The 23,665-nt window shown below is 46.0% G+C and carries 18 protein-coding genes; 14 read left to right on the top strand and 4 right to left on the bottom strand.

What is annotated here, in order from left to right; genetic code table 11:
• Window positions 1-165: 165 nt before the first annotated feature.
• The 4 genes from JGK16_RS02675 (at window position 166) to JGK16_RS02660 (ending at window position 4,422) form a co-directional block, all read left to right on the top strand.
• Window positions 166-1,839 (top strand): ABC transporter ATP-binding protein, encoded by a 1,674-nt coding sequence (locus JGK16_RS02675; protein WP_293189617.1) that lies wholly within the window; start codon window positions 166-168, stop codon window positions 1,837-1,839.
• 125 nt (window positions 1,840-1,964) lie between these two features.
• Window positions 1,965-3,038, top strand: a complete 1,074-nt coding sequence (locus tag JGK16_RS02670) for an RNA polymerase sigma factor, RpoD/SigA family (RefSeq protein ID WP_293175888.1) — start codon at window positions 1,965-1,967, stop codon at window positions 3,036-3,038.
• Between the two features lie 477 nt (window positions 3,039-3,515).
• The gene (locus JGK16_RS02665; protein WP_293189619.1) at window positions 3,516-4,001 is read left to right on the top strand and encodes a GNAT family N-acetyltransferase; all 486 of its coding nucleotides are present in this window, start codon (window positions 3,516-3,518) and stop codon (window positions 3,999-4,001) included.
• Window positions 4,002-4,215: 214 nt separating this feature from the next.
• Complete coding sequence (locus JGK16_RS02660) at window positions 4,216-4,422, top strand: glycogen debranching protein (RefSeq protein ID WP_293175884.1); 207 nt, start codon at window positions 4,216-4,218, stop codon at window positions 4,420-4,422.
• Between the two features lie 122 nt (window positions 4,423-4,544).
• On the opposite strand, the gene JGK16_RS02655 is transcribed toward JGK16_RS02660, so the two are convergent.
• Entirely contained in the window at window positions 4,545-4,859 is a 315-nt protein-coding gene (locus JGK16_RS02655; RefSeq protein ID WP_293175882.1) for a hypothetical protein, read from the bottom strand.
• Between the two features lie 98 nt (window positions 4,860-4,957).
• Between JGK16_RS02655 and JGK16_RS02650 the strand changes: the two genes are divergently transcribed.
• From JGK16_RS02650 to JGK16_RS02635, 4 genes are all read left to right on the top strand, one after another.
• The gene (locus JGK16_RS02650; protein ID WP_293175880.1) at window positions 4,958-5,953 is read left to right on the top strand and encodes an AEC family transporter; all 996 of its coding nucleotides are present in this window, start codon (window positions 4,958-4,960) and stop codon (window positions 5,951-5,953) included.
• Window positions 5,954-6,174: 221 nt separating this feature from the next.
• A complete protein-coding gene (locus JGK16_RS02645; protein ID WP_293189621.1) occupies window positions 6,175-6,993 on the top strand; it encodes a Uma2 family endonuclease in 819 nt (272 codons plus the stop codon).
• Between the two features lie 146 nt (window positions 6,994-7,139).
• Window positions 7,140-8,630: a hypothetical protein gene (locus tag JGK16_RS02640; RefSeq protein ID WP_293175876.1), complete on the top strand. Its 1,491-nt coding sequence runs from the start codon at window positions 7,140-7,142 to the stop codon at window positions 8,628-8,630.
• Between the two features lie 122 nt (window positions 8,631-8,752).
• Window positions 8,753-9,166 carry a nuclear transport factor 2 family protein gene (locus JGK16_RS02635; RefSeq protein ID WP_293175875.1) on the top strand — a complete coding sequence of 138 codons (414 nt, stop codon included), beginning with the start codon at window positions 8,753-8,755 and terminating at the stop codon, window positions 9,164-9,166.
• Between the two features lie 371 nt (window positions 9,167-9,537).
• Here JGK16_RS02635 and JGK16_RS02630 read toward each other — a convergent pair whose 3' ends face one another.
• Entirely contained in the window at window positions 9,538-10,206 is a 669-nt protein-coding gene (locus tag JGK16_RS02630; RefSeq protein WP_293155048.1) for a 2OG-Fe dioxygenase family protein, read from the bottom strand.
• Between the two features lie 110 nt (window positions 10,207-10,316).
• Here JGK16_RS02630 and JGK16_RS02625 point away from each other — a divergent pair, with 110 nt between their 5' ends.
• Window positions 10,317-10,463: a hypothetical protein gene (locus JGK16_RS02625; RefSeq protein WP_293202728.1), complete on the top strand. Its 147-nt coding sequence runs from the start codon at window positions 10,317-10,319 to the stop codon at window positions 10,461-10,463.
• Here JGK16_RS02625 and JGK16_RS02620 read toward each other — a convergent pair.
• Window positions 10,460-11,221 carry an aldolase/citrate lyase family protein gene (locus JGK16_RS02620; protein WP_293175869.1) on the bottom strand — a complete coding sequence of 254 codons (762 nt, stop codon included), beginning with the start codon at window positions 11,219-11,221 and terminating at the stop codon, window positions 10,460-10,462. The two genes, JGK16_RS02625 and JGK16_RS02620, sit on opposite strands and share 4 nt — an antisense overlap.
• A gap of 334 nt (window positions 11,222-11,555) precedes the next feature.
• Window positions 11,556-12,068: a hypothetical protein gene (locus JGK16_RS02615; RefSeq protein WP_293175867.1), complete on the bottom strand. Its 513-nt coding sequence runs from the start codon at window positions 12,066-12,068 to the stop codon at window positions 11,556-11,558.
• Window positions 12,069-12,201: 133 nt separating this feature from the next.
• Here JGK16_RS02615 and JGK16_RS02610 point away from each other — a divergent pair, with 133 nt between their 5' ends.
• The 5 genes from JGK16_RS02610 to JGK16_RS02590 all read left to right on the top strand — a co-directional run bounded on the left by JGK16_RS02610 (window position 12,202) and on the right by JGK16_RS02590 (window position 23,391).
• Window positions 12,202-14,304, top strand: a complete 2,103-nt coding sequence (locus JGK16_RS02610; RefSeq protein WP_293175865.1) for an FAD-dependent oxidoreductase — start codon at window positions 12,202-12,204, stop codon at window positions 14,302-14,304.
• 407 nt (window positions 14,305-14,711) lie between these two features.
• Window positions 14,712-15,539, top strand: coding sequence for a type I methionyl aminopeptidase (gene map, locus JGK16_RS02605; protein ID WP_293175863.1), 828 nt, complete (start codon window positions 14,712-14,714; stop codon window positions 15,537-15,539).
• A gap of 437 nt (window positions 15,540-15,976) precedes the next feature.
• Window positions 15,977-16,669: a response regulator transcription factor gene (locus tag JGK16_RS02600; protein WP_293155027.1), complete on the top strand. Its 693-nt coding sequence runs from the start codon at window positions 15,977-15,979 to the stop codon at window positions 16,667-16,669.
• 510 nt (window positions 16,670-17,179) lie between these two features.
• Window positions 17,180-17,557, top strand: coding sequence for a hypothetical protein (locus tag JGK16_RS02595; RefSeq protein WP_293175861.1), 378 nt, complete (start codon window positions 17,180-17,182; stop codon window positions 17,555-17,557).
• 635 nt (window positions 17,558-18,192) lie between these two features.
• Window positions 18,193-23,391, top strand: a complete 5,199-nt coding sequence (locus JGK16_RS02590; RefSeq protein ID WP_293189623.1) for a hypothetical protein — start codon at window positions 18,193-18,195, stop codon at window positions 23,389-23,391.
• Window positions 23,392-23,665 lie beyond the last annotated feature (274 nt).

The following is a 23,665-nucleotide window of genomic DNA, read 5'->3' as shown; positions in this document are numbered from 1 at the left end:
TTAGGATTATATGACGGGACATGATATGACCAATAACCAATAACTAACAACTAATAACTAACAACTAATAATTAACAACCAATAACCAATAACCAATAACCAATAACCAATAACCAATAACCAATAACCAATAACCAATAACTAAGGACTAAGGACTAAGGACTAATGACTAATGACTCTTCTCTATTTTCGGTTGAAAATCTGCGAGTAGCTTATCCTCAGCGGCGGGGCCAATCCGGTTGGGCCGTTGATGGGGTTTCCCTGGCGTTGGAACCGGGGGAAAAACTGGGATTAGTTGGGGAGTCTGGGTGCGGTAAGTCAACTTTGGGTAGGGCGGCGATGCGGTTGCTGCCGGATTCGACTTTGGTTGAGGGGCGGGTTGGTTTTGGTGGAGAGTCGGTGTTTGAGATGAATGCTTCGCGGCTCAGACGCTTTCGGGGCGAAGCTGTGGCATTGATTTTTCAAGATCCGATGACTCGTCTCGATCCTTTGATGACTGTTGGGGAACACTGCATTGAGACTTTGCAGGCTCACAGACCGAATTTGAATCGCAAGGAAGCTAAGAAACGGGCGATCGAGATTTTGGATGCTGTGAAAATTCCGGCGTCTCGCTGGTCGCAATTTCCCCACGAATTTAGCGGTGGAATGCGCCAAAGAGTGGCAATTGCTTTGGCTCTTTTGCTCGATCCTAAATTAATTGTGGCGGATGAACCGACGACGAGTTTGGATGTAACTGTCGCTGCTCAGATTTTGCAGGAGTTAACCCGACTTTGCGCTTCAAGAGGAACGGCGATTTTATTGATTTCTCACGATTTGGCGATGGTGGCTGAGTATTGCGATCGCATTGCGGTGATGTACGGCGGCAAAGTCGTGGAAACGGGGCCAGTGCTGGATGTTTTTGAACGGCCGCAACACGAATATACTCGATCGCTCCTGAAAGCAGCTTTGCACATTCAAGCTGATTCGGGTAAAGGGTTAACATCGGAGGAAAGAAGGACTGAAGTCCTCACTACAAACTTAACAAATTCACCTCTGTTGACTGTGACGAATTTACAGCAGCACTACAGTTTAGAAAGCAATTTATTAGACCAGTTATTTTCGAGGAACCGCCAGGTAATTAAAGCCGTAGACGGCGTTAGTTTAGAGCTGGAGCGGGGAGAAATCCTCGGGCTTGTAGGGGAGTCCGGCTGCGGCAAAAGTACGTTATCGCGCACAATTTTGCGACTGATTCCCCCGACAGGTGGGAAAGTGGAATTTCAAGGCATAGATATCACTGCCTTGAGCCGCGATGCTGTCAGGAAACACCGCCGCCAAATGCAAATGGTATTTCAAGATCCTCACGCTTGCTTGAATCCAATGATGACTGTCGGGCAAAGTATTGCCGATCCTTTGTTGATTCACAAATTAGCTAATGGAGAGGAAGCTAAAAAACAAGTAATCCAAATGTTAGAGCGGGTGGGTTTGACTCCTGGGGAGGATTTCTTTCGCCGCTATCCGGGGGAACTGTCGGGGGGACAACAGCAGCGGGTTTCCATCGCCAGAGCTTTGATTACTCGGCCGCAACTGATTATTTGCGACGAACCTGTGAGTATGCTGGATGCTAGCGTACAGACTCAAGTATTAGAGCTGATGTTGGAGTTGAAGCAGGAATTTAATTTGACTTATCTGTTTATTACCCACGATTTGTGGGTGGCGAGATTTTTTTGCGATCGCATTGCGGTAATGAATTCGGGAAAAATTGTGGAAATCGGGAAAACTAGGGATATTTTTACTAATCCGCAGCACCCTTATACTCAGGAGTTATTGCAGGCTGCTCCTTTACTGGCTCGAACTCAATAAAAATGTATAAAATTAGCGCAATCAGATATTAGTCAGCAACTTCTATATGGATTTCGGAAATTTCTGATTAAATTCGTTACAGTGAAGGGATACTTTTCAAATCATCCCACGGACACCAAGCAAATATGGCAAAATCTGACTTAGGCAGTTTTGCGGTGGCATCCGAAGCCTCACTCGAAATCGCAGAGGATGAGGACACCGAGATCGATCGTCCGACGGTAAGTAGATCGTCAGCATACAACAGTTGGTCTGCCGACGATCCCGTGGGAGCTTTGTTCAAAGAAATGGCTCGCTATCCCCTACTGACTGCCACCGAAGAGGTAGAGTTGGCGCGCCGCGTTCAAGAATTGGTAGCCCTTCAGGAACTAGAAGAGCGTTTAAAGCAGGAATTGGACAGAGTGCCCACAAAAGCTGAACTAGCCACGGCTTTGGGGGTGAGCGAAACTCAACTGCAACAGATCCGCTACCAGTGTCAGTCGGCGAAACGGAAAATGATCAGCTCTAATTTGCGCTTGGTGGTTTCGATTGCCAAACGCTATCTCAACCGGGGCGTGCCTTTTCTTGATTTAATTCAGGAAGGATCTTTGGGTTTGAACCGAGCCGCCGAAAAGTTCGATCCTGAGAAGGGTTATAAATTTTCTACCTATGCCTATTGGTGGATTCGCCAAGGAATTACCCGCACAATTGCCAATCAAGGGCGGACAATTCGGTTGCCGGTTCACATTGTCGAACAGTTAAATAAACTCAAAAGAGTTTATCGGGATTTGAGGCGTTCTCTTCAACGCAATCCCACTGAACTTGAACTTGCTAAAGAAATGGAAGTTACTTCCGAACAGCTTCGTTACCTCCAGCAAGTGCGCCGCCAATCTTTATCTCTCAACCACCGCATCGGCACGGAAGAAAGTTCGGAACTTTTGGATGTTATTGAAGATAATGCAACGCAATCTCCCGAAGCTCAGATGAATGAGATGATGATGCGCCAAGATATTTTGGAGGTGTTGGATAATATTTTGACTGAGCGGGAAAAAGAGATTGTTGCTATGCGTTACGGTTTGATAACTGGCGAACCTTACACTTTAGAAGAAGTCAGTAGTTTGTTCAATCTGTCCCGCGAACGAGTCCGTCAAATTCAAAATAAGGCAATGCGAAAGCTGCGCCGCCCTCAAGTGACGGAACGATTGAAGGGCTGGTTGAAATAAGCTTCAAAACATTGAGTTTGCATTGTGAAAAGTCTTAAATATTGGACGGCGAATGAAATTCGCGTCTATACAAACAAAACCCGCGGAGGCGGGTTTAATTGGTTTAACTGGTTCCAAGGCAGGGGAGCATCTTATTTTTGTAAAAAGCATTTTTTTCTTATAGTGCGAGCGTCCCCGCTCGCGTATCGTATAATACGCGATCGCCCCCGCTCGCGTATCGTATAATACGCGATCGCCCCCGCTCGCGTATCGTATAATACGCGATCGCCCCCGCTCGCACTATTAAATGCAAAACTGAGATCCTCCCCCAAGGCAGAGCCTTGGAACAGATATTCAGAGGCTCTGCCTCGGCTGGGAAAAAAGGAGGCAGAGCCTCCAGATCTGCGTTACTAGGCAGGAGCCTGGTAACGAGTAGAATTAAAAATATCTTGATGTGGTATTTTAAATTGTTGATTGTCGCTTACTACTGATTGATTTATGTCTGATGAGGTGATTTTGCGTCCAGCTACCCGCGCCGATGTGCCGGTGCTGTTTGATTTGATTAAGGCTTTAGCTGAGTACGAAAAGTTATCTGATGCGGTAACAGGTAATGCGGTAGATTTGGAAAATCATTTGTTTGCCGATCGCCCTTTTGCTGAAGCGATTCTAGCAGAATGCGAAGATCGGATTGTCGGCTGGGCGCTATTTTTTTACAATTATTCTACTTTTTTGACTCAGCCGGGGATTTATTTGGAGGATTTGTTTGTGCTCCCTGAGTTTCGCGGGCGGGGAATTGGCAAGTCTTTGATTGTTTATTTGGCGCGGTTGACGGTGGAAAGGGGCTGCGGGCGCTTGGAGTGGAGTGTGCTTGATTGGAATGAATTGGCGATCGGATTTTACAAGGGTATAGGTGCTGATGTGATGCCCGACTGGCGGATTTGCCGGGTGGCGGGGGAGTCTTTGGCGAGTTTGGCCTCGAAGTGATTTTATCAGTTGGCGATCGCACTACGACTCTCAAAAACGACTCTCAGAAACCGGGCTTTTTGCTGAATCTGCCGTCTGTAACCCGTCTTTTCCCGAAAAACCCGGTTTCTGGGCACCTCGTGGGTCAATTTTGGGTTGGGTAAATCCTAGTAAATAATTGGCAAAAATATAGGAAAATTTAAGTGACAGTAGATTTTGACTGAGAGAGTAGATCGTGATTATTTGGGTAAACGAGCAAATCGATCCGTCGGGTATTCTTTATGCTTGCATTGCTTGTGGCGATGAGACTCAAGCCAAGCAATGCCACGAATCTTTTGAGCAGAATTTGACGGCAGAGCAAAAACAGCAGGGCTGGGTTGCTACATTGCGAACAGTTACTTCTTGGGATGAGGTGCCTGTTAATTCTTTGAAATTGAATTGATGAGGGCAAGTTAGTCGATTTTAGATTTTAGATTTTAGATTTTAGATTGACTCCACAGATGCAATTTGGGAGTTTGAACTTTCGTCTAAAATTTTGATCGATACCCTCCGTCGTGTTGGCGCTTAATATGCGTTTTTGGTTGACTTATCAGCAGATTTAGTCTCGCTGTATTGAGGTGCGATCGCAACTGCCGGAAAACACAGCATATAATTTCGGAAAATGCCAGATAACTCGTTAGCAGAGCCTTCTAAGACGATCGCACTTTTGTAAAATTCAAACAAATCTGGTGAAAGTGTATCTGAAAGTACAATGCTGCAATCGTTGATGTCTGATACTCTCAAAATTGTGTCCTCCTGGCTGCGGGAATTTGGGCGGGAAATTGCGGGGGCGCAGTTCCCCGGCGGGAGGGTGAAACAGCCTGCATCCTGCGATCCCATAGCTGCAAGTTCCGCTAACGACAAATCGCATTTTTCAAACTGGTTTTAGCCTTACTATTAGTCAATAGAGGCATTTCAAATTGTCAAGTTAAGTTTTTATGATTGAGACATTATTTCACGCTTATACGCCTCTAGTGATCTGGACTGGGTTGGGACTGCTGGTATTTCGGTACATCCCAGTTGATTTTCCTAAGCTGCTGAGCCGCTTTCTGTTCTGGATTGGGATACCCCTGCAAATTGCAGTTTTAGCCCGTCAGAGCGATTTTTCCGGTGCTGTCGGATTCACACCGGCGATCGCCATATTCGTATTATTTGTCAGTACGAGTTTAGCTTGGTTGACTTGGGTATTATTACGGCGGCTGAGCACCCGCCACGTCAAAAAGCCATATTTTGACGGCAAACATTCTGTAGTTAATTTATTTCTATTAAATATAAATTCCCTGACGCGATCGAGCCAAGGCAGTTTTATCCTAGCTGCGATGTTAGGGAATACCGGCTTTGTCGGATTAGCAATCACCCCCGCGATCATCAGCAGCGATAACAACAACTGGGCCGTCTTGTACAGCGTCACCAACAACGTGATGGGAAGCTACGGATTTGGTGTATTTCTTGCTAGCTATTTCGGGCATTCCGATGGAAAAAATCACTGGTGGATTCAGCTTCGGGACGTGCTAACAGTTCCCGCCCTGTGGGCATTTATCATTGGTTTTTTTACCAGAAGTGTCCCCCTGCCTGAGACTGTAGAATCGGGATTGCAGACGGCAGTTTTAGGGGTAATTGCTAGTGCTTTGGTGTTGGTTGGTATCCGGCTGAGAGCTATTAAAACATGGCAAAGTTTTGAACTAGCGTTAATCCCGTCGCTGTTAAAAGTGGTAATTGTGCCGGTGCTGATCGGATTGGGTGCTAGTTTTTTCGGATTGAGCGGCGATCCGAGGTTGGTTTTGGTGTTGATGTCGGGAACGCCCACGGCTCTTTCGGTGCTGATTTTAGCAGAAATATATGAACTCGATCGCGATTTGTTAGCTAGCAGTATCGCCCTCACTTCTGTCGGTTTGCTGTTGATGCTTCCGCTGTGGTTGGCTTGCTTTATTTGATATTAACTGAGTTGGCTGTTGACTGTTGACTGTTGACTGTTGCTCGAAGGAAGAGGGAAGAAGGAAAAATAGTCCTTGATGCACATAATCTGTCTGTAGGGTGTGCAGCGTGCAATTTTACCATGACAATAGCTGGCGGTTGCTAATATTAGCTGAATTGTCAAATTAGATGACTCTAAAATTTCGGATTACAATTGACAATAAATGCACGGGAAACGACGATGAACGAGACAATAACTGCTACAGGTTTGCCTCCTGCATTCCCCGATCATACCCAACTGCCAGAGGAAGACGGTACATTTGTGAAGAATTTTCAGGAGCATCCGCAGAGTATCATTCTGACAGATTCGATCGCGTCGGTGGTAGAGCGGCTGCATCCAGACGGACAATATGCGATCGGGCAAGATTGCGGCATTTACTGGCGAGAAACTGACCCGCCAGAGCGAGGCGCAGAAGCACCGGATTGGTTTTATGTGCCCAACGTACCGCCAACAATCGACGGTTATCGCCGTTCTTATGTACTTTGGCGGGAACACATGGCTCCGTTCATTGCTTTAGAGTTTGCTAGCGGGAATGGAGATGAAGAGCGCGATCGCACTCCGCTAGCTGTAGCCGCTGACGGTACTACAACTAAACCGGGTAAGTTTTGGGTTTACGAAAGAATTATCCGCATTCCTTACTACGGCATTTATGAAATTAAAACGGGCAATTTAGAAGTCTATCACCTGATAGATTTTGTCTATCGCAGGATCGAGCCAAACGAACGCGGTCACTATCCCATTCCTGTATTAGATGTAGAATTGGGACTTTGGCAGGGAAGTTATCAAAATCAAGAAATGCTTTGGCTGCGGTGGTGGGATTCCCAGGGTAATTTGCTGTTAATTGGCTCCGAACAAGTTGAAATTGAGCGGGCTAGAGTCGAGCAAGCAGAGCGAAAAGCCGAGCAAGCAGAGCGAAAAGCCGAACAAGCGGAGCGAAAAGCCGCCCAGTTAGCCGATCGACTGCGAGCAATGGGCATCGATCCGGATGCTGAGGATTGAGATCGAATCTGATGGCCTCGGAGTTATACTGAGCGTGCGATCGCCCGCTTCCAGTACCGAAAAAATTTGAATTGGTTTTACCGGGACTGAGGAACAGACAGCAAAGCGAACAGAAACAGCCAACAATCCTATCTATCTATTCCCCGATGACAAACTCAGTTTTGATCGATCGTTTAGGTAACTGGAACCCGCAACTGCTGCGGGAACTTCGCGGTAGACTCAAACCCCACACAGTCATTGCAGCGGTCTCATTTTCGGTCATCTTCCAAATTATTTTACTGCTGATTGCCTCGCCAAATTCCCGCCTCTTTTCAGACGGCTGGCTGGACTTGTGGCAAATCATCACTTGGATGCTGCCCTATGTAACATTTACCCTCGGAAGTTATTGGATAGTCAACGACATCGGACAGGAACAGAAACGGGGAACTCTGAATTTTATTCGGCTGAGTCCGTGTCCGGCGTGGCAGATTCTGCTGGGTAAAATGCTGGGCGTTCCCGTACTGCTGTATATTTTCCTAGGGCTGATGGTTCCCCTGCACTGCTTGGCCGGCTTGCAAGCGGGGATTTCGCTGCCCCTGATTGCCAGCGTCTATCTGATGCTCGCACTTGGATGCGCTATATGCTACAGCGTAGTGATGCTCTGCGGGCTGGTAAGTGAAACACAGAGAACAGGGAACCCACCACAGGCAACAGCCTTTGGAGTTGGGGCGATCGCCTGTTGCGCGATCGCCCCATTGTACATGAGCTGGAACACCGCCATCACATGGCGGCCGCTGTTGGCGAATTCAGAAATATTCGGATACCCACATCCTGTTGTTTCGTGGTTTTTGCTCCCGATTAACAACATAGGTGTGGTGTCTCATACTTTTAGTTTAGTGGTGTTAGGCACTACTGCGTTTTTGCTGTGGCGAATATTGTTGCGGAATTTCAACAAACCTCGATCGACTGCGATCGGCAAACGGCAAAGTTATGCCATTTTAGCTGGTGTAGAAGTTCTCGCTCTAGGCTTTTTCCTACCCACAAGCGTGGTGGATGAGCAGAACGCCACCTTGGCAGCTATCTCGATGTACGTTTTGACCGTTATGCTGCTGCTGGTTTTAATGCTTGCTATCTGCCCTCAACGCCAAGCTTTATTAGAGTGGGTACGCTATGATTCTCCCGGCTGGCAAAGCTTAATTTGGTCGGATCGAAGCCCTCTGTTAGTGGCTGTTATTATCCATCTAATCGTAGCAAGTGCGCTGTTAGTACCTTGGCTATTTTGGATAGGTATCGGCACTAAAAAACTTGTAGAAACAGGTCTTTTAGTTCTGTGTACGACAAATACGATCTTAATATCCGCCACCTTCGTGCAACAAGTTTGTGCGACGAAAGTTCGCAATCCAATGGGATGGGCGAGCTGTGGATTCAGCATTTGGTTGCTCCTTGCTCCCGGAATGCTCCTATATTGGGAACTCATCCCCGATCGCATTCCTGCAACCGCCGCACTTTGGACGCTATTCGGCTATGGGTTTTGGCAGTTCTACAAACCAACAGCAATACCTTTTGTGGGATTGGGAATTCTTGCTCAATGGCTGTTTCTAGCATTTCTGCTGAGGAGATTTCAGAAAACTATGCAGAAATTAAAAGTAGGAACTTAGTACGATTTTAGATTTGGGATTGGGAACGATCGCAATTCGAGTTCTATACTAGGGCAATCCCAATTATTTCGCACAAATCGTAAGTCTAGCGGACTTCCTTCCAGTCACAAACCACAAAGCTTATGGAAACCAAACCACCTCTACCGCCCTTTACGCTAGAAACAGCAAAAGCCAAAGTTCAAGCTGCCGAAGATGCCTGGAATACCCGCGATCCCGAACGAGTAGCCCTAGCTTATACAGAAGATTCTGAGTGGAGAAACCGCGCGGAATTCTTCAGCGGACGGGAACAAATCAAAGCTTTTTTAACACGAAAATGGGCAAAAGAATTAGATTACCGTTTAAAGAAAGAACTGTGGAGTTTTACAGATAATCGGATTTCTGTCCGCTTCGAGTATGAATGGCACGATGATTCAGGCTACTGGTATCGCGCCTATGGAAACGAACAGTGGGAATTTGCCGAAAATGGGTTAATGCGAAGACGTGAAGCCAGCATTAATGATGTTCCAATTCTAGAGTCTGAACGCAAATTTCGATAACTCCTAAACCTATCTAAAGGTACGTAGTTGCGCTTCAGCGCTCCAAAGGTACGTAGTTGCGCTTCAGCGCTCTTAGGTACGTAGTTGCGCTTCAGCGCTCTTAGGTACGTAGTTGCGCTTCAGCGCTCGCTCCAAAGGTACGTAGTTGCGCTTCAGCGCTCCAAAGGTACGTAGTTGCGCTTCAGCGCTCCAAAGGTACGTAGTTGCGCTTCAGCGCTCCAAAGGTATAGCCTTTTTCAAAAAGTGAGGTATGACTGATACGTTATGTAACCAGTCCCGCTAAGAGGGCTGAAGCCCAACAACGTACCTCACCTTTCTGAGAACCGCTATAGTTGCGCTTTAGCGCTAAAGCGCAACAACATACCTCATCCTCAATCAGTAAGCAAACTCGGAGAAGTGATCACAAAGACATCCCTAGTTCCGACTCCTTCCACTTCCGGTTTAATCGGCGTAGTAAAGTGAAAAAACTCGTGATCGTTAACTAACAGCAATTCTCCCGGATGCAGAATTTTATTAAAAACAGGCTTCTCTTTCTTCGCCAAATACAAATGCGTTTCCCCGCCCACAATATTAGTGCGATCGACCGAGAAAATCGCGATAAAATCAGTACCGTCTTGGTGAATGCCTTCCGGTGCGGGGTTGCCGAAATTTTTCGGCGAACAACTCGTCCTGATTTGATGCACTCCGATTTCAGCTTCCGGGTGAATTTTGCATGAATCGAAGAAAGCAAAAATCAGTTGTTTGAAGTTATCGAGCGCAATTAGCCGATCGTCCAATTCAGCAAATTCCCGCCGGATGTCGCCCACCACCGGATTGTACTCTTTGCTTTGAAACAAATAGCCGTGAGGTAACTTAACTAACTCATTCCCGTTCACGACAAACCGCGACAATCTTCTCGAACGATACTTGCCTTTAATATAAGGATCTACAGGCATATCGTTAAAAAATGGCTTGAAACCTTCTAGCTTAATCGAGTTTACCTTCTTAAAAGTAAACATGAAAGCATAGTCCAAATGAATGGATTCTAATACGGTTTTCATGGATTATTCTCCTTTAAGCCTTGCTCCCCTCCTAAGTTTTGCCTTAAGAAGGTTTATACTTCTACTCTAGCTCAGGTTTTTTGAATGAGTCGTAAAAAATACTACAAAATTTGCAAAGATATCGTAAAGAAGGAAGAAGGAAGAGGGAAGAGGGAAGAGGGAAGAAGGAAGAGGGAAGAGGTAAAAAGACATACACAGCAAGCTTTTTAGCGATCGCTATTTCACATTTAATTAAGTGGATTTACTTAGCAACTTAATTCCGCACTGCTTTGACTAGCGACTGACAAGCCCGCAGGAAGACGGCAACATCGACCCCAACTGCAACGTACTGAACGCCAGCATCAATCCACTGCTTGGCGATTTCGGGGTTGTCGGCAAAAGTACCCGCCGCTTTACCTGCTTTGCGGATGGTTTGCACTGCTTCCTGCATCATGTCGATGACTCGCCGATCGCGAACTTGGCCCGGAATGCCGATCGACTGTGACAGATCGTAAGGCCCCAAAAAAATCACATCAATATGAGGGACTGTCACAATTTCTGCCAGGTTCTCGATGCCACCTTTACCTTCGATGTGAATCACCACCAAGGATTCTTCATTGAGTTTGTCCGTGATATCAACGCCCGCAGCAGTATAACGTCCCGCCCGCGTAGCGAAAGAAAGGCCGCGCGCGCCCAGAGGACTGTATTTAGCGCTTTTGACAGCGATTTCGGCATCGATTTTGCTTTCAATTTGAGGTATTTGAACCCCTGCGCTGCCGATGTCGAGAGCTCGTTGAATTTGTGGGCCGTCGTTTTTGCGGACGCGGACGATGGGTGCAATTCCGACGCAGTCGGCGGCGCGGCACAAATCTTCAGCCGCTAGCGGGTGCAGGGGGCCGTGTTCCATGTCGATGACGGCGAAATCAAATCCAGCATGACCGCAGATTTCCATGAATGCGGGATAGGCGCAGTTCATAAATAAGCCGAGGACTGTTTCGCCTTGTTTGATTTTTTGTTTGAGTTCGTTTTGACGCATAAGTTTGGAATTTTTAACCGCAGATGAACGGCGATTGACGCGGATTATTTTAAATCTTATAACGGGTGCATCTGGTTTTAGCAAATATATCCGTAGGGGCGAAGCATGACCGCAGTAAATATAAAATTATAACTAATAACTTATATGCGGTCATGCTTCTTCAGGCTTCAACAACCAGATGCACGCCTTATAGCTCAATACGGTTTACTTAAGATAGTCCGAAGAGAGGAACGAAGCAATCTCCGTATCTATTTCTCATCGGATTTTACCCCCAGGGCGCTATATCAGTAAACGGTATTGCCTTATAGCTCACAAAATCCCGCAACAAGTTACTTTATGTTAAGAGAATTGACATAAATTTTATAGCTGATTTTGCTTCTATTTTAAAAGGAATCAAACACAAAAGCCATGCAAAAATAAACATTCCTAATATCGGTAAAAATATTGGGCCCACAGAGGGTTCTACTAACCAAGCAAATAAAGCAAACATTCCAATACTGCCCGTTGTCCACAGCCAAAGAATCATAAATGCTAGGACTATTTTATGTAAAGTCAGCCTAATTTTGATGGAACAACCAAACGGTTGAGAATGGATATCTCCTTCGATAATTGGCAAAAATGAATTGCGGCCCGTGATGATGCGACTGATTTTGAAGGTATTGCCAGAAATTGTTCCTTCGTAAGGTTTTGCAGGTGGCGGGCCGAAGGGTAGAGTTACTCTAAAAAGTTTGGGAGGAGTGACAACTTCGTCCAACCTGTGCAAAACTTCCGAAAAAGTTAAACTTGTCGTAATTGTTAAACTCTCAAAAGGAATCAAAGATCTAAAAAATTTGACGATTTTAAGCATAAGGTTTATCCTGCTTTTATATAGTTGTTGATGGTATTTATGCCTCTTGTATAAAAAAGTTTGCCCTGACAACACGGCGAAATACCAGTATACTGCAAAATAAACATTTGGATGCGATGAGTGTTGTTCACTTATGTCTAAATTGATTCCACAATCTCCGATTAAACTGCGACGGTATCTATTTTCTTCGCTCAAAGGTCGATCGCTCGTCACCTTCACCCTCAGCCTGATTACCTCCCTCTCGGCTATTACCCCAGCCTTGGCTGCGCTTCCTCGCAATCCCGACAAAGAGGAAACTTGCGACATTCTCGTAGCCGGTGGCGGGCTAGCAGGTGCTGCTACCGCCTACGAAGGTTTGCTGGCGGGGCGCACCGTTTGCATCACCGAAATTACTGACTGGCTGGGCGGTCAAATTTCCTCCCAGGGAACCTCCGCACTAGATGAAAGAGACACTCAGCGATCGCTCTTATTTTACCCGCGCGGCTACCTAGAACTGCGGCAGCGCATCAAGGAACATTACGGGAGACTAAATCCCGGCGGCTGTTGGGTTAGCTATTCCTGTTTTATGCCCTACAACGGCCACAAAATTCTATCTGACATTTTGCAAGATGCCGCAGAAAAAGGCAAAGGGAAGCTGAAATGGTTTCCCAATACGGTGATTAAAGAACTAGCAGTTACTCCGGCCTCGGCGGGGAATGCGGTTGGGGGCCAACAGATTAAAAGTGCGATCGGCATTCAACACAAACCAGCCGCCAACACCCCGCCAATCAACACCGAAACTCTGTCTCAAACCATCGAAGATGCCTATCGCTACGAAAACTCGGCGCGATTTAACAAAACTATTATTCGGTTTACTTCCAAACCACCAAACCAGTCAAAATCCCAACCGAGAGGTGCAGATTGGTTCGTGGTAGATGCGACTGAAACAGGCGAATTAATCGGACTTGCCGATGTTCCCTACCGCCTGGGAATTGACCCGCGTTCTCCTCTGGAACCTTCCTCCGCCAGCCCCAACGGCGACACTTACTGCACCCAAGGTTTTACCTACACTTTTGCCATGGAGGCAACGAAGGAACCGCAGCAGCACCAACAGCCGTCTTTCTATCAACAATACGCTCCTTACTACAGTTATGAATTAGCGAGATTAGCTAGTTTTCCGCTAGTTTTTAGCTACCGCCAAATTAGGAGCATGAGACCGGATGAGCCGCGCCCTGCCGACCCGAAGCAATTCCCGATTTATCCTGGGGATATTTCCATGCAAAACTGGACGTGGGGGAATGATTACCGTCCCGGTTCTGCCGAGGATAATTTAATTTATTCTCGATCGCAATTGGCAGCAAACGGTCAACTGCAACCGGGTGGCTGGATGGGCGGTTTGCGCGCGGAAACTTTGCGCCGCGGTGAAGAGAATGCGAAAGGATATTTCTACTGGCTGGTAGCAGGAACCACTGACTCGCAATTAGGTAATGGAGTGAAAAAGCCTTATCCTAACAATCGCTTTTTGAGCGGCTTGGATTCGCCCATGGGGACGGTTCACGGACTTTCTAAGTATCCTTATATGCGGGAGGGGCGGCGGATTATTGGGCGGCCGACTTTTACTCAACCTCAAGGTTTTACGGTGTGGGAAGTTGATATGTCTCGCAATGATTTTAAGACGGATTTTTACCGCCAGAATTTGTCGGAACAAGAGTATCGCAATTTGTGGCTGGCTTTGGGAGGCTTGAATGCGCCGGCTTTGGCTGTGGGAATTCAGTCTGTTGAGGAGACAAAATCGCGATCGCGCGCCACGATTTATCCTGATAGTGTAGGTATCGGTCATTATGCGATCGACTTTCACCCCTGCATGACCAACAGCCCGCCAGAAGCACCGGGAAACACCGAACGCGAAGGCACTCGCAAAGGTCAAGGATCGGCTTATCCGTTCCAAATTCCCCTGCGGGCAATGATTCCTCAGAAGATTGACAATATGTTAGTGGCGGGTAAAAGTATTGCTGTCAGCCACACGGCAGCGGCTGCTTATCGAGTGCATTCCTTTGAATGGTCTGCTGGGGCTGCTGCGGGAGTTACGGCTGCTTTTTCCCTAGAAAAGGGGATTTTACCCTATGAATTGGTGGACGAATTGCCCTCCCGCGAGCCAAATTTGGAGGCGTTGCAGTTGCGGTTGCAGCAAAATAAGAATCCGATCGCATTTCCGGGTACTTCTATCTTCAATAGTTCGTGGCAAAACTGGAAATAAATAAGAAGTCATTAGTCAGTTGTCATTAGTCAGAAGGAAGAGGGAAGAAGGAAAAAAGAGGATTGTTCCCATTCTCCCCCTGTCCCCCCTGTCCCCCCTCTCCCCCTCTCCCCCTCTCCCCCTCTCCCGTGCAGATTACCCAGAAAAATATTAAGCTAGCTAAAGGACAAGCGATCGACAGCTCGGAACAACAAACCCGTTTTTCCCCAAAAAACCCAATATTTGCCGTTTTTTGCTTTTATAGCAATCGCCCCAGCGATGAGGACATAAATAACCTCATGAATAGAGCCTCCTAACCCATAGCATCAACGGTTTGATTTCCTGACTGTGCAACTGTCAACTGTCCACTGTCAACTGTCCACTGCTATACCCGCCCTCAAATCACAAAATTACCTGACATTCAATACATGAATATTTTTAGCAGTCTGCTTTCTGGCCCAACTAAAGAACCCCAAGTCACAAAACAGCGTCGAGGCATTGAAATTAAGTCTGAACGCGAAATCGAAATAATGCGGCAAGCAGCGAAAATTGTCGCCACGGTTCTGAAAGAAATTTCTCAACTTGTAAAACCGGGAATGACTACTGCTGATTTGGATGTTTATGCCGAAAGACGCATCCGTGAAATGGGTGCAACTCCGAGTTTTAAAGGTTATCACGGTTTTACTGGTTCAATTTGTTCTAGCATTAATAACGAAGTTGTTCACGGCATCCCCAGCCCTAAAAAAGTAATTCGATCCGGAGATGTTCTCAAAGTAGATACGGGAGCATATTATCAAGGTTTTCACGGCGATTCTTGCATCACGATCGCAGTTGTGGAAGTGACACCGGAATCGGCAAAATTAATTAGAGTTGCAGAAGAAGCTCTCTATAAAGGTATCGAACAAGTCAAGGCTGGTGCTTATTTGCTCGATCTCGCTGGTGCGATCGAAGATCATGTCAAAAGCAACGGTTTTAGCATTGTTGAGGAGTTTACAGGCCACGGTGTCGGGCGCAATTTGCACGAGGAACCGTCGGTTTTCAATTTCCGCACCCGCGAAATGCCTAACGTGAAATTGCGATCGGGTATGACATTGGCGATCGAACCGATTTTGAATGCAGGTTCTAAGTACACTCGGACGCTTGCTGACAAGTGGACTGCTGTAACGGTTGACAATGCTATGTCTGCTCAGTTCGAGCATACTGTGTTGGTGACGGATACCGGTTATGAAATTTTGACCGATCGATCAAAAGTTTAATTGGGAAGGCTTTAAGAATAGACAAGATTTTCAACAGTTGACAGTTGACAGTTGAAGAACGACCTCTACCTTTAAGTCCGAGGATTGGAATAATCAATAGTCTGATTTTAATTCCTCCCGATCGGGCTTTCAACCAATTCTTTCTGGTAAAAGTCTTTTTGATCAATTTTTCGGGCGACGATCTGAGCATCGTCCCACAACAATCATTTTTGTGGGACGACGATCTGGAGAATCGCCCCAGAAAAAATGATTGTTGTGGGATGGGCCGGAAAGCCAGTCCTAACTATTTTTGTAATCTTGTCTGTTGGATCGAAACCCAACTCAAAACTTTTGAGTTTAATCGCAATTTTTGGAGTTGCTTCTATAGATGGAGTGAAAAAATAGTTGAATTCGGCTAAATTAAAAGATAATAGTGGTAAAACGTAAGGGTAAGGGATATGTCAGCAAGACTATTATTGGTAGATGATGAACCGGGCTTGCGGGAAGCAGTACAAGCTTATTTGGAAGATAGCGATTTTTCGGTTGAGGTTGCCAGTAATGCTCGGGATGGCTGGGAACTCTTGCAGCAGATGAATCCGGATTTGGTGATTTCAGATATTATGATGCCGCAGGTGGACGGCTATCAGTTTCTCAAGCAAGTGCGGGAAGATCCTCGCTATAAGGCTTTGCCGGTGGTGTTTTTGACGGCTAAGGGGATGACGGGCGATCGCATTCAAGGCTATCAAGCAGGCTGCGATGCTTATCTTTCTAAACCCTTCGATCCCGACGAGTTAGTGGCAATTGTCACGAATTTGCTCGCCCGCCGCGCGGCGGCTAAGGAGACGGGTGGCAATGCTGAAAGTCCTGATATTGCTGCTTTGGCCAGCCAAATGGCGAGAATTGAGTCTTTGCTAAGCGGGCGGAGTGCGATCGTCCAAAGTAGTTCGTCGGTTAAAATTGATTTGACTCCGCGAGAGCAAAGTGTTTTGGATTTGGTTGCTCAAGGTTTGATGAATAAGGAAATTGCCCGCCGCTTGGAAACTAGCGTGCGGAATGTGGAAAAGTACGTCAGCCGTTTGTTTAGCAAAACTGGTACTAACAGCCGTACTGAGTTGGTTCGCTACGCTCTCGAACACGGTTTGACTAAGTAGCAACCGTCTCGATTTTGCTGGTGGCTCTTCCTCGCCACTCTGCATTACCAGACTCTTCCTGGTAACGAGAATTCTGTCCAATCAATCAAGGTACGTAGTTGGGCTTCAGCCCTCTTTAGATATATAGCCTTTCGAGCGAAAGATGAGGTATGCCGATGTATGCTGCAACCCTTACGATGTCAAGCTTTTTCTCACAAAATTGCTCCGCGAACCTTTTAGAGAAAGGCTATATGTCCCAAGAGGGCTAAAGCCCAACTACGTACCTATTTACCCTCCTTTCCAAAATTACTTACAGGAAAACCTGATTGTTTAAGAGTTTTCAAGTAATCAATAGAAACGGGAAGAGTTAGCCGGATACCCTCCGTCAGGCAAACTTGCCCCGAAGTGTCACAGATCGGGGTATATTTTCTCGAAAATAAGCGACGATTAAATAATAGCAGCGCAGTCAAGTAGCGGCCGATGTTTAAATTTATAGCAGCACCAAAATTTAGTTGATACTAGGAGGAGATTATGAGGAAAAGCACGGCGCGACAAACGATAAGTGCAATGGTAGCACTGCCGATCGTACTAATTGCCAATAACACTCAAGTTTTAGCTACTGATACCGGTCAGAAAATCGAGCCAAACAAGCAAGTTTCTAATTTAGGTGATGAGCTTGATTTAGAGATGGCGGCACCAACCACAACAATCCTCATTGAAGAAAGCGAAGATTGGGATCGACCTGATTTTTCAGCTACTAATTTAGATATGGAGATTGATAAAATTCTGATCGAAAATGCGATCGAAAATGTGCAAGTTGTCATTGAGGAACCGCCGCCCGTAGTTTATCTCAGTGCGGCGAGGGGCCAGCAAAGCAGGGAATGCAAGATTTCAGCCGTTTGCGAATAACTGCATCAGATTTGTGGGATTTTTGGCGATTCCCTACGGGATAGCTACGCTTCACGACTTTTTTGCTCGGGAGAATGTGAGCCACCGAGGGTAAAAAAAATCAGTAAAATCCGGTTGATTTTCCTGAGATTATGATAATAACAGAGTATGTATTTCTTCGGGTATGTTTTAAGGGCGATCGGCTAATATAATCGGACAGTTTCAGAGCTGAGGTACGGGCAGCTAAAAACAAGGTACGTTGTTGGGCTTTAGCCCTAAGAGTTTAATTGGTTATATAAGCTGTCAGGCATACCTCATCTTTTTGAGAAAGGCTATATTTATTATATCGTTGACCGTTGCATAGGAATGATTTAACCGCAGAGAACACAGAGGACACAGAGAGAGAATAGAACTCTGAATAATTGTGATGTTAGAGGCTACTCCCGAATCCGATCCCCCCTAACCCCCCTTAATAAGGGGGGGGGACAAGAAATATCCTCAAAGTCCCCCTTCTTAAGGGGGATTTAGGGGGATCGAGATATATGCAACTTCACATTAAATTGGTATCAACAGTCAACTGTCAACTGTCAACTGTCAACTGTCAACTATCAACTGTCAACTGAAAGCATCTATATCTATCAGGATTTTCAAATATTATGGTTAATTCGCACTGCCACCAAGACACCGCAGCAGAGCAAAATAAAAGTGCGCTGCAAACTCTCTCCCGGACTCTTTCAATGTCTCAGGGGCAATTTTCGCTGATTTTGGTGCGGTGCAATTACAGTGCGATGCGAGAACAAACTGTACGGCAATTGCGGCAGCAGTCTGGTGTCGAGATTCGAGAAATTGTCCTCCCGAAATCTGTTAAAACTCTGTACACGACGATAGAAACCGAACTTGAAGGCAGCCAGCCTCAAGCTTTAATGGTGTTTGGATTGGAATCGGTAAGTGCGATCGATCGCGTACTGACATCTACCAACTACGTCAGGGAAGAATTTCGCAATAATTTTCCCTTCCCAGTGGTGCTGTGGGTGACAGACAAAATCTTAAAAAAACTGATTCGGTTAGTCACAGATATCGAGACTTGGACGACAAGTGTTGAATTTGTGCTGGGCCCAGACGAGTTGGTGGATTTTTTGGGCAAAAGTTGCGATCGCATTTTTGCTAAGATTTTAGAAAGCGGCAAATGGCGTTTAAGTAACTCTGCCATTCTCGGAGCCAATTCTTTAGCTGAATTAGAGTCGGCGAGACAAGACTTGCAAACTTGCAACATCAGGTTAGAACCAGCTATTGAAGCAAGCTTGCAATTTATTCGCGGTCGAGACGAATATGCTGGTCATCGCATCCATGCAGCTCTTGAATTGTATCAAAAAAGTCTCAGTTTTTGGAAGTATCAAGTAGCATTTATCGGCCCAAAAACAGAATTTAGCGATTTATTATTTACCGTTCACCCTGCACCAGTATTAGAGGGAATTCTAGTATTTCACATCGGTCTTTGCTACCGTTTTCAAGCAGAAAAACACCGCAGTGGCAACCGTCCTTACTGGACGGAAGCTAAAAATTATTTTCAGCAATGTATTGATGTTATAGAACGTGCGGGACAGCCGGATGCCGTCGGTATATTCATCAATCAACTCGGCGAAGTATTGCAGCATTTAGAAGATTGGGATGCACTCTGGAATTTAGCTATCAAAGCTCGGAGGTTACATGAAAATATGGAAAACTCAACAGTTAATTTGGCTCAAGATTACGGCTTTTTGGCTAGAGTAGCCTTAGAGCAAAAGAATTGGCAAGGGGCGAAAGAATGGGCTTTAGTCGCCCTACAAGCTCTCAACTCAAAATTTGAAGCGACGGGACACGCAACGCCTCTAACATCGCAGCATCTAGGCTTATATCTGTTAATTTTAGCAGAGGCTCAGAGCGAGTTGGGCGAGATTGAGGAGGCGATCGCACATTTAGAGCTAGCTCGATCGCAAACCGAACCTTGCTACAACCCGCAACTGTATTTGCGGGTTTTAGAAATGCTGCGAGGATTCTATTTTCAGCGGGGAGAATATCTCAAAGCATTTCAGCTTAAGCAAGATTATCGAGCGGTAGAACATACGTATCGCTTCCGAGCTTTTATTGGAGCCGGAAAATTGCAGCCACACAGAGAAGCGATTAATCCCGCCGAAACAGTTGCCGCCGCTCCTACTATTGCTGACGAAATTACCGCTTCCGGTAGAGAAGCAGACCTCAATCGCTTGATATATAGGATGAACAATACCCCGGACAAACTGACAGTAATTTACGGTCAGTCTGGAGTTGGCAAAAGTTCAATTGTCACCGGGGGATTAGTGCCGGCTCTCAAGCAAAAAAAGATCGAAATGCGGACTGTTTTGCCTGTAGTGCTGCAAGTTTACAACAACTGGCCGCGGGAATTGACCAGACAGTTATCTGCCGGGAAAGCTGAAATATTCGATCGCGACATTTTCGATGCAGTACCGGGATCGGCTTCGGGAGATTTGAGCGCAGCAGGCGCAGCCAACGGCAATCTGCGGCAGGAATTTAACGGCGGCTCGGTTGGAGTAAATCAGGATCGGATTGAGCAGTCACAGCCTGTAGAAGTAATTGTCGAAAAACAGGCGATCGAATATGAGAAAATCATCAAAGAGTTGCAAACAAACTCAGAACATCTAGTAACTGTTCTGATATTTGACCAATTTGAAGAATTCTTTTTCGTGTGGAAAGAGCCTGCGGAAAGACAGATATTCTTTGATTTTTTGCGGGAATGCTTGACAATCAAGTATTTAAAAGTCGTCCTGTCTTTGCGGGAAGATTACCTGCACTATTTGCTGGAATTTTCCCGACCCAAAAACCCAACAAAATTTATCAACAATGATATTTTGGCGGACGTTCTCAGCAAAGATATTCTGTTTTATTTGGGTAATTTTTCCCAGGGCGATGCGCGAGCGGTAATTCGCACTTTAACTGAACGATCGCAGTTTTACTTAGAACCGGAGCTGATCGAAGAATTAGTCAAAGATTTAGCTGGAGAATTGGGAGAAGTCCGCCCGATCGAACTGCAACTTGTGGGCGCTCAACTCCAACAAGAGGACATTAGAACTTTAACTCAATATCAGGAACTGGGCAACAGTCCCCAACAAAAATTAGTCGAAAGATTTCTCGAAGAAGTCATCAAAGATTGCGGGCCAGAAAATGAAGGGGCTGCTCGCCGAATATTGTATTTTCTCACAGATGAAGATGAGATTCGACCCCTGAAAACCCGCGCCGAATTAGCCTCCGATCTAGCGATATTTGCAGCCACTGATAAATTAGATTTAGTCTTAGAACTGTTAGTCAAATCCGGTTTAGTTTTTCGGTGGACTGAACTGCCGGCAGAGCTTTATCAGCTCGTTCACGACTATCTAGTTAGCTTCATCCGCCAGCAGCAGGAATTAGATAAAAAAGCAGAATTTGAGGAACTACGCAAGCAAAACCAAATTAACCGAGATGAAATTGAACAAATTCGTAAAGACAGAGAGCGAGATGCTTTGCTGTCGGAAGCTAGAGACAACCAGCGCTTAGCTAGAGACAAACAGCACCAAGCGGAAGCTCAACTTTATCAAACTCGGAGATGGCAATTGCGGGCGGCGATTCTAGGAGTGCTGGTACTCGGAGGTGTTTCTTGGATAGGATTCGAGCAAGCAAAATTAGCAGAAAGCGCGCGGCAAGAAGCAGAAACAAGTCGGACTGATGCCCTAAATTCCGCATCGGAGGCTTTGGTGCTTTCTAATGAAAAAAATCAATTAGGAGTGTTGGAAAATAGTATCAAAATCGGTCGCGATTCTCTGAAAAGTACGGCGCTGCCTGTGGATACTAAAAATAAGATTGCTGAGAGGCTCAGACAAGCAGTTTCGGGGGTGCAAGAACGCAACCGTTTTGAGCAGCACAGCAAGTTTGTTTTGGATGTGAGTGTGAGTCCAGATGGCAATTCAGTTGCTTCGGCAAGTGCTGACAAAACGGTTAAATTGTGGAGCAAAGAAGGTAAGTTATTAAAGACTTTCAAGCACGGCGATAGCGTGACGAGTGTTAGTTTTAGCCCGGATGGGAAAACGATCGCAACTGGTGGCGCCGATCGCACAATTAAAATTTGGCAAGTGGATAACGACAAAAGTGCGATCGTAACTTTATCCGGCCACACCAAAATTGTTACCAGCGTCAGTTTCAGCCCCGACGGCAAAACCCTAGCTTCCGGGAGTCACGACAACACCGTCAAAATCTGGAACCTGGAAACAAAAAAATTGCTGCAAACCTTAACCAAACACAAAGACTGGGTGCTCGGCGTCAGTTTCAGCCCCGACGGCAAAACAATTGCGACCGCAAGTGTTGACAAAACTATCAAACTTTGGAATCGCAAAGGTAAAACCCAGAAATTTCAAATTAATCCCAAAACATTAACCAAACATTCTGACATTGTTTACAGCGTGAAGTTCAGTCCCGACAGCCAACAAATCGTCTCAGCCAGTGCCGACACCACAGCCAAAATTTGGAATCGAAAGGGTGAGGAAATCAAAACTCTCAAAGGACACAACGACGGAGTTGTCAGCGCGAGTTTCAGTCGCGACGGCGAAAAGATAGTTACAGGCAGCGCCGACGATACCGTAAAAATTTGGAGTCGCAGCGGCAATTTGCTCAACACTTTTCGAGGACATCAAGACGACGTGAGGGCCGTAACTTTCAGCAGCGACGGCACGATTGCTTCCGCCAGCAAGGACAAGATGGTGAAACTTTGGCAACCAAACAGCACTCCGTTGAATAAGATTTTATCCGGGCATGGAGATTGGGTTTATAAAGTCAGTTTTAGTGGGGACGGCAAAACAATTGCATCTGCTAGTGGCGATAATACGGTAAGACTTTGGCGCCCTGATGGGAGTTTAATCAAAACCTTAACAGACCACAAGGATTCTGTTACCTGGACGAGCTTTTCGCCAGACAATAAAACTGTGGCTTCTGCCAGCGATGACAAAACCGTGAAAGTCTGGAGTTTAAACGGGAAACTGTTAGATACCCTGCGTCATAGTGGCCTTGTGAGAAGCGTGAGTTTTAGTCCAGATGGCAAGATAATTGCCGCCGCCAGTGCCGATCGCAAATTGTATCTCTGGCGCTGGAACGGTACTAAAGCAACAATGCTTGCAAAACTCGATCACAGCAATCCAGTAATTAGCGTTAGTTTCAGCCCTGACGGCAAAACAATTGCTACTGCTACCGCTGCTGAGAATAAAGCAAGTGAAACACAAAATGATGCTGAAATGGCTGGAGAAAAGAGAGTTTACCTCTGGCAATTTAACGGTACATCGGCGAAGATGCTGAAATCTCTCGATCACGCAGACAGTGTAAGAAATGTCAGTTTCAGTCCAGATGGTAAGACTATTGCTGCTGGTTGTGCTGACAAAAAAGTTTACTTGTGGGCTTTTGATGGTAAGACAGCTAATTTAACTGAAAAACTGAACCACAGCGATACTGTGGAAAGCGTGAGTTTCAGCGCAGACGGCAAATTGATTGCGGCAGCGAGTGCGGGAAATACTGTTAAGCTGTGGAATTTTGACGGCAAGAAGGCGCTGCTATCGAAGACTTTGGAATCGAGCGATCGGGTGTTGAGCGTTACTTTTAGTTCTGACAGCAAAACTCTGGGTTTTGCTAGCAGGGATCGGACTGTAATTCTGTTACCTGTGGAGAATTTGGAGCTAAATAATATTATTGCTCGGAGTTGCGAGTGGTTGGGGGATTATTTACAGAATGACCCAAATGTCGCTGAGGGCGATCGATTGCTTTGTCTTGGGTTTGGCAAGCAGGCGTTAAATAAGAAGAAGTAAAGCTACAGGTACGTAGTTGCGCTTCAGCGCTCTTAAGGTACGTAGTTGCGCTTCAGCGCTCTTAAGGTACGTAGTTGCGCTTCAGCGCTCTTAAGGTACGTAGTTGCGCTTCAGCGCTCTTTCATAAGTAACCAGGCAAAATTCAGAAATACTCTTTACGCTTGTAAGCATTTCAAGCAAAATCCCATACAATTAATTCGGAACTACTATTTATAGCAAAGAGCGCTCAAGCGCAACAACGTACCTTTAAGAAATCTATCTAGCAAAATCCCAT

Origin of the sequence: Microcoleus sp. PH2017_09_SFU_O_A (genome assembly GCF_020738625.1) — a bacterium.
In the GTDB taxonomy this organism is placed as follows: domain Bacteria; phylum Cyanobacteriota; class Cyanobacteriia; order Cyanobacteriales; family Microcoleaceae; genus Microcoleus.
The sequence above is the reverse complement of the archived record's forward strand: the minus strand, read 5'-3'. Positions and strand labels throughout refer to the sequence as shown.

Excerpts from the sequence above, each read along its gene's own strand:
- JGK16_RS02640 (WP_293175876.1), top strand. The coding sequence starts at position 7,140 with ATGACAAACTCAGTTTTGATCGATCGTTTAGGTAACTGGAACCCGCAA.
- JGK16_RS02590 (WP_293189623.1), top strand. The coding sequence starts at position 18,193 with ATGGTTAATTCGCACTGCCACCAAGACACCGCAGCAGAGCAAAATAAA.
- JGK16_RS02675 (WP_293189617.1), top strand. The coding sequence starts at position 166 with ATGACTAATGACTCTTCTCTATTTTCGGTTGAAAATCTGCGAGTAGCT.
- JGK16_RS02635 (WP_293175875.1), top strand. The coding sequence starts at position 8,753 with ATGGAAACCAAACCACCTCTACCGCCCTTTACGCTAGAAACAGCAAAA.
- JGK16_RS02595 (WP_293175861.1), top strand. The coding sequence starts at position 17,180 with ATGAGGAAAAGCACGGCGCGACAAACGATAAGTGCAATGGTAGCACTG.
- JGK16_RS02650 (WP_293175880.1), top strand. The coding sequence starts at position 4,958 with ATGATTGAGACATTATTTCACGCTTATACGCCTCTAGTGATCTGGACT.
- JGK16_RS02630 (WP_293155048.1), bottom strand. The coding sequence starts at position 10,206 with ATGAAAACCGTATTAGAATCCATTCATTTGGACTATGCTTTCATGTTT.
- JGK16_RS02645 (WP_293189621.1), top strand. The coding sequence starts at position 6,175 with ATGAACGAGACAATAACTGCTACAGGTTTGCCTCCTGCATTCCCCGAT.
- JGK16_RS02600 (WP_293155027.1), top strand. The coding sequence starts at position 15,977 with ATGTCAGCAAGACTATTATTGGTAGATGATGAACCGGGCTTGCGGGAA.
- JGK16_RS02670 (WP_293175888.1), top strand. The coding sequence starts at position 1,965 with ATGGCAAAATCTGACTTAGGCAGTTTTGCGGTGGCATCCGAAGCCTCA.
- map (WP_293175863.1), top strand. The coding sequence starts at position 14,712 with ATGAATATTTTTAGCAGTCTGCTTTCTGGCCCAACTAAAGAACCCCAA.
- JGK16_RS02655 (WP_293175882.1), bottom strand. The coding sequence starts at position 4,859 with ATGGGATCGCAGGATGCAGGCTGTTTCACCCTCCCGCCGGGGAACTGC.
- JGK16_RS02665 (WP_293189619.1), top strand. The coding sequence starts at position 3,516 with ATGTCTGATGAGGTGATTTTGCGTCCAGCTACCCGCGCCGATGTGCCG.
- JGK16_RS02615 (WP_293175867.1), bottom strand. The coding sequence starts at position 12,068 with ATGCTTAAAATCGTCAAATTTTTTAGATCTTTGATTCCTTTTGAGAGT.
- JGK16_RS02610 (WP_293175865.1), top strand. The coding sequence starts at position 12,202 with ATGTCTAAATTGATTCCACAATCTCCGATTAAACTGCGACGGTATCTA.
- JGK16_RS02620 (WP_293175869.1), bottom strand. The coding sequence starts at position 11,221 with ATGCGTCAAAACGAACTCAAACAAAAAATCAAACAAGGCGAAACAGTC.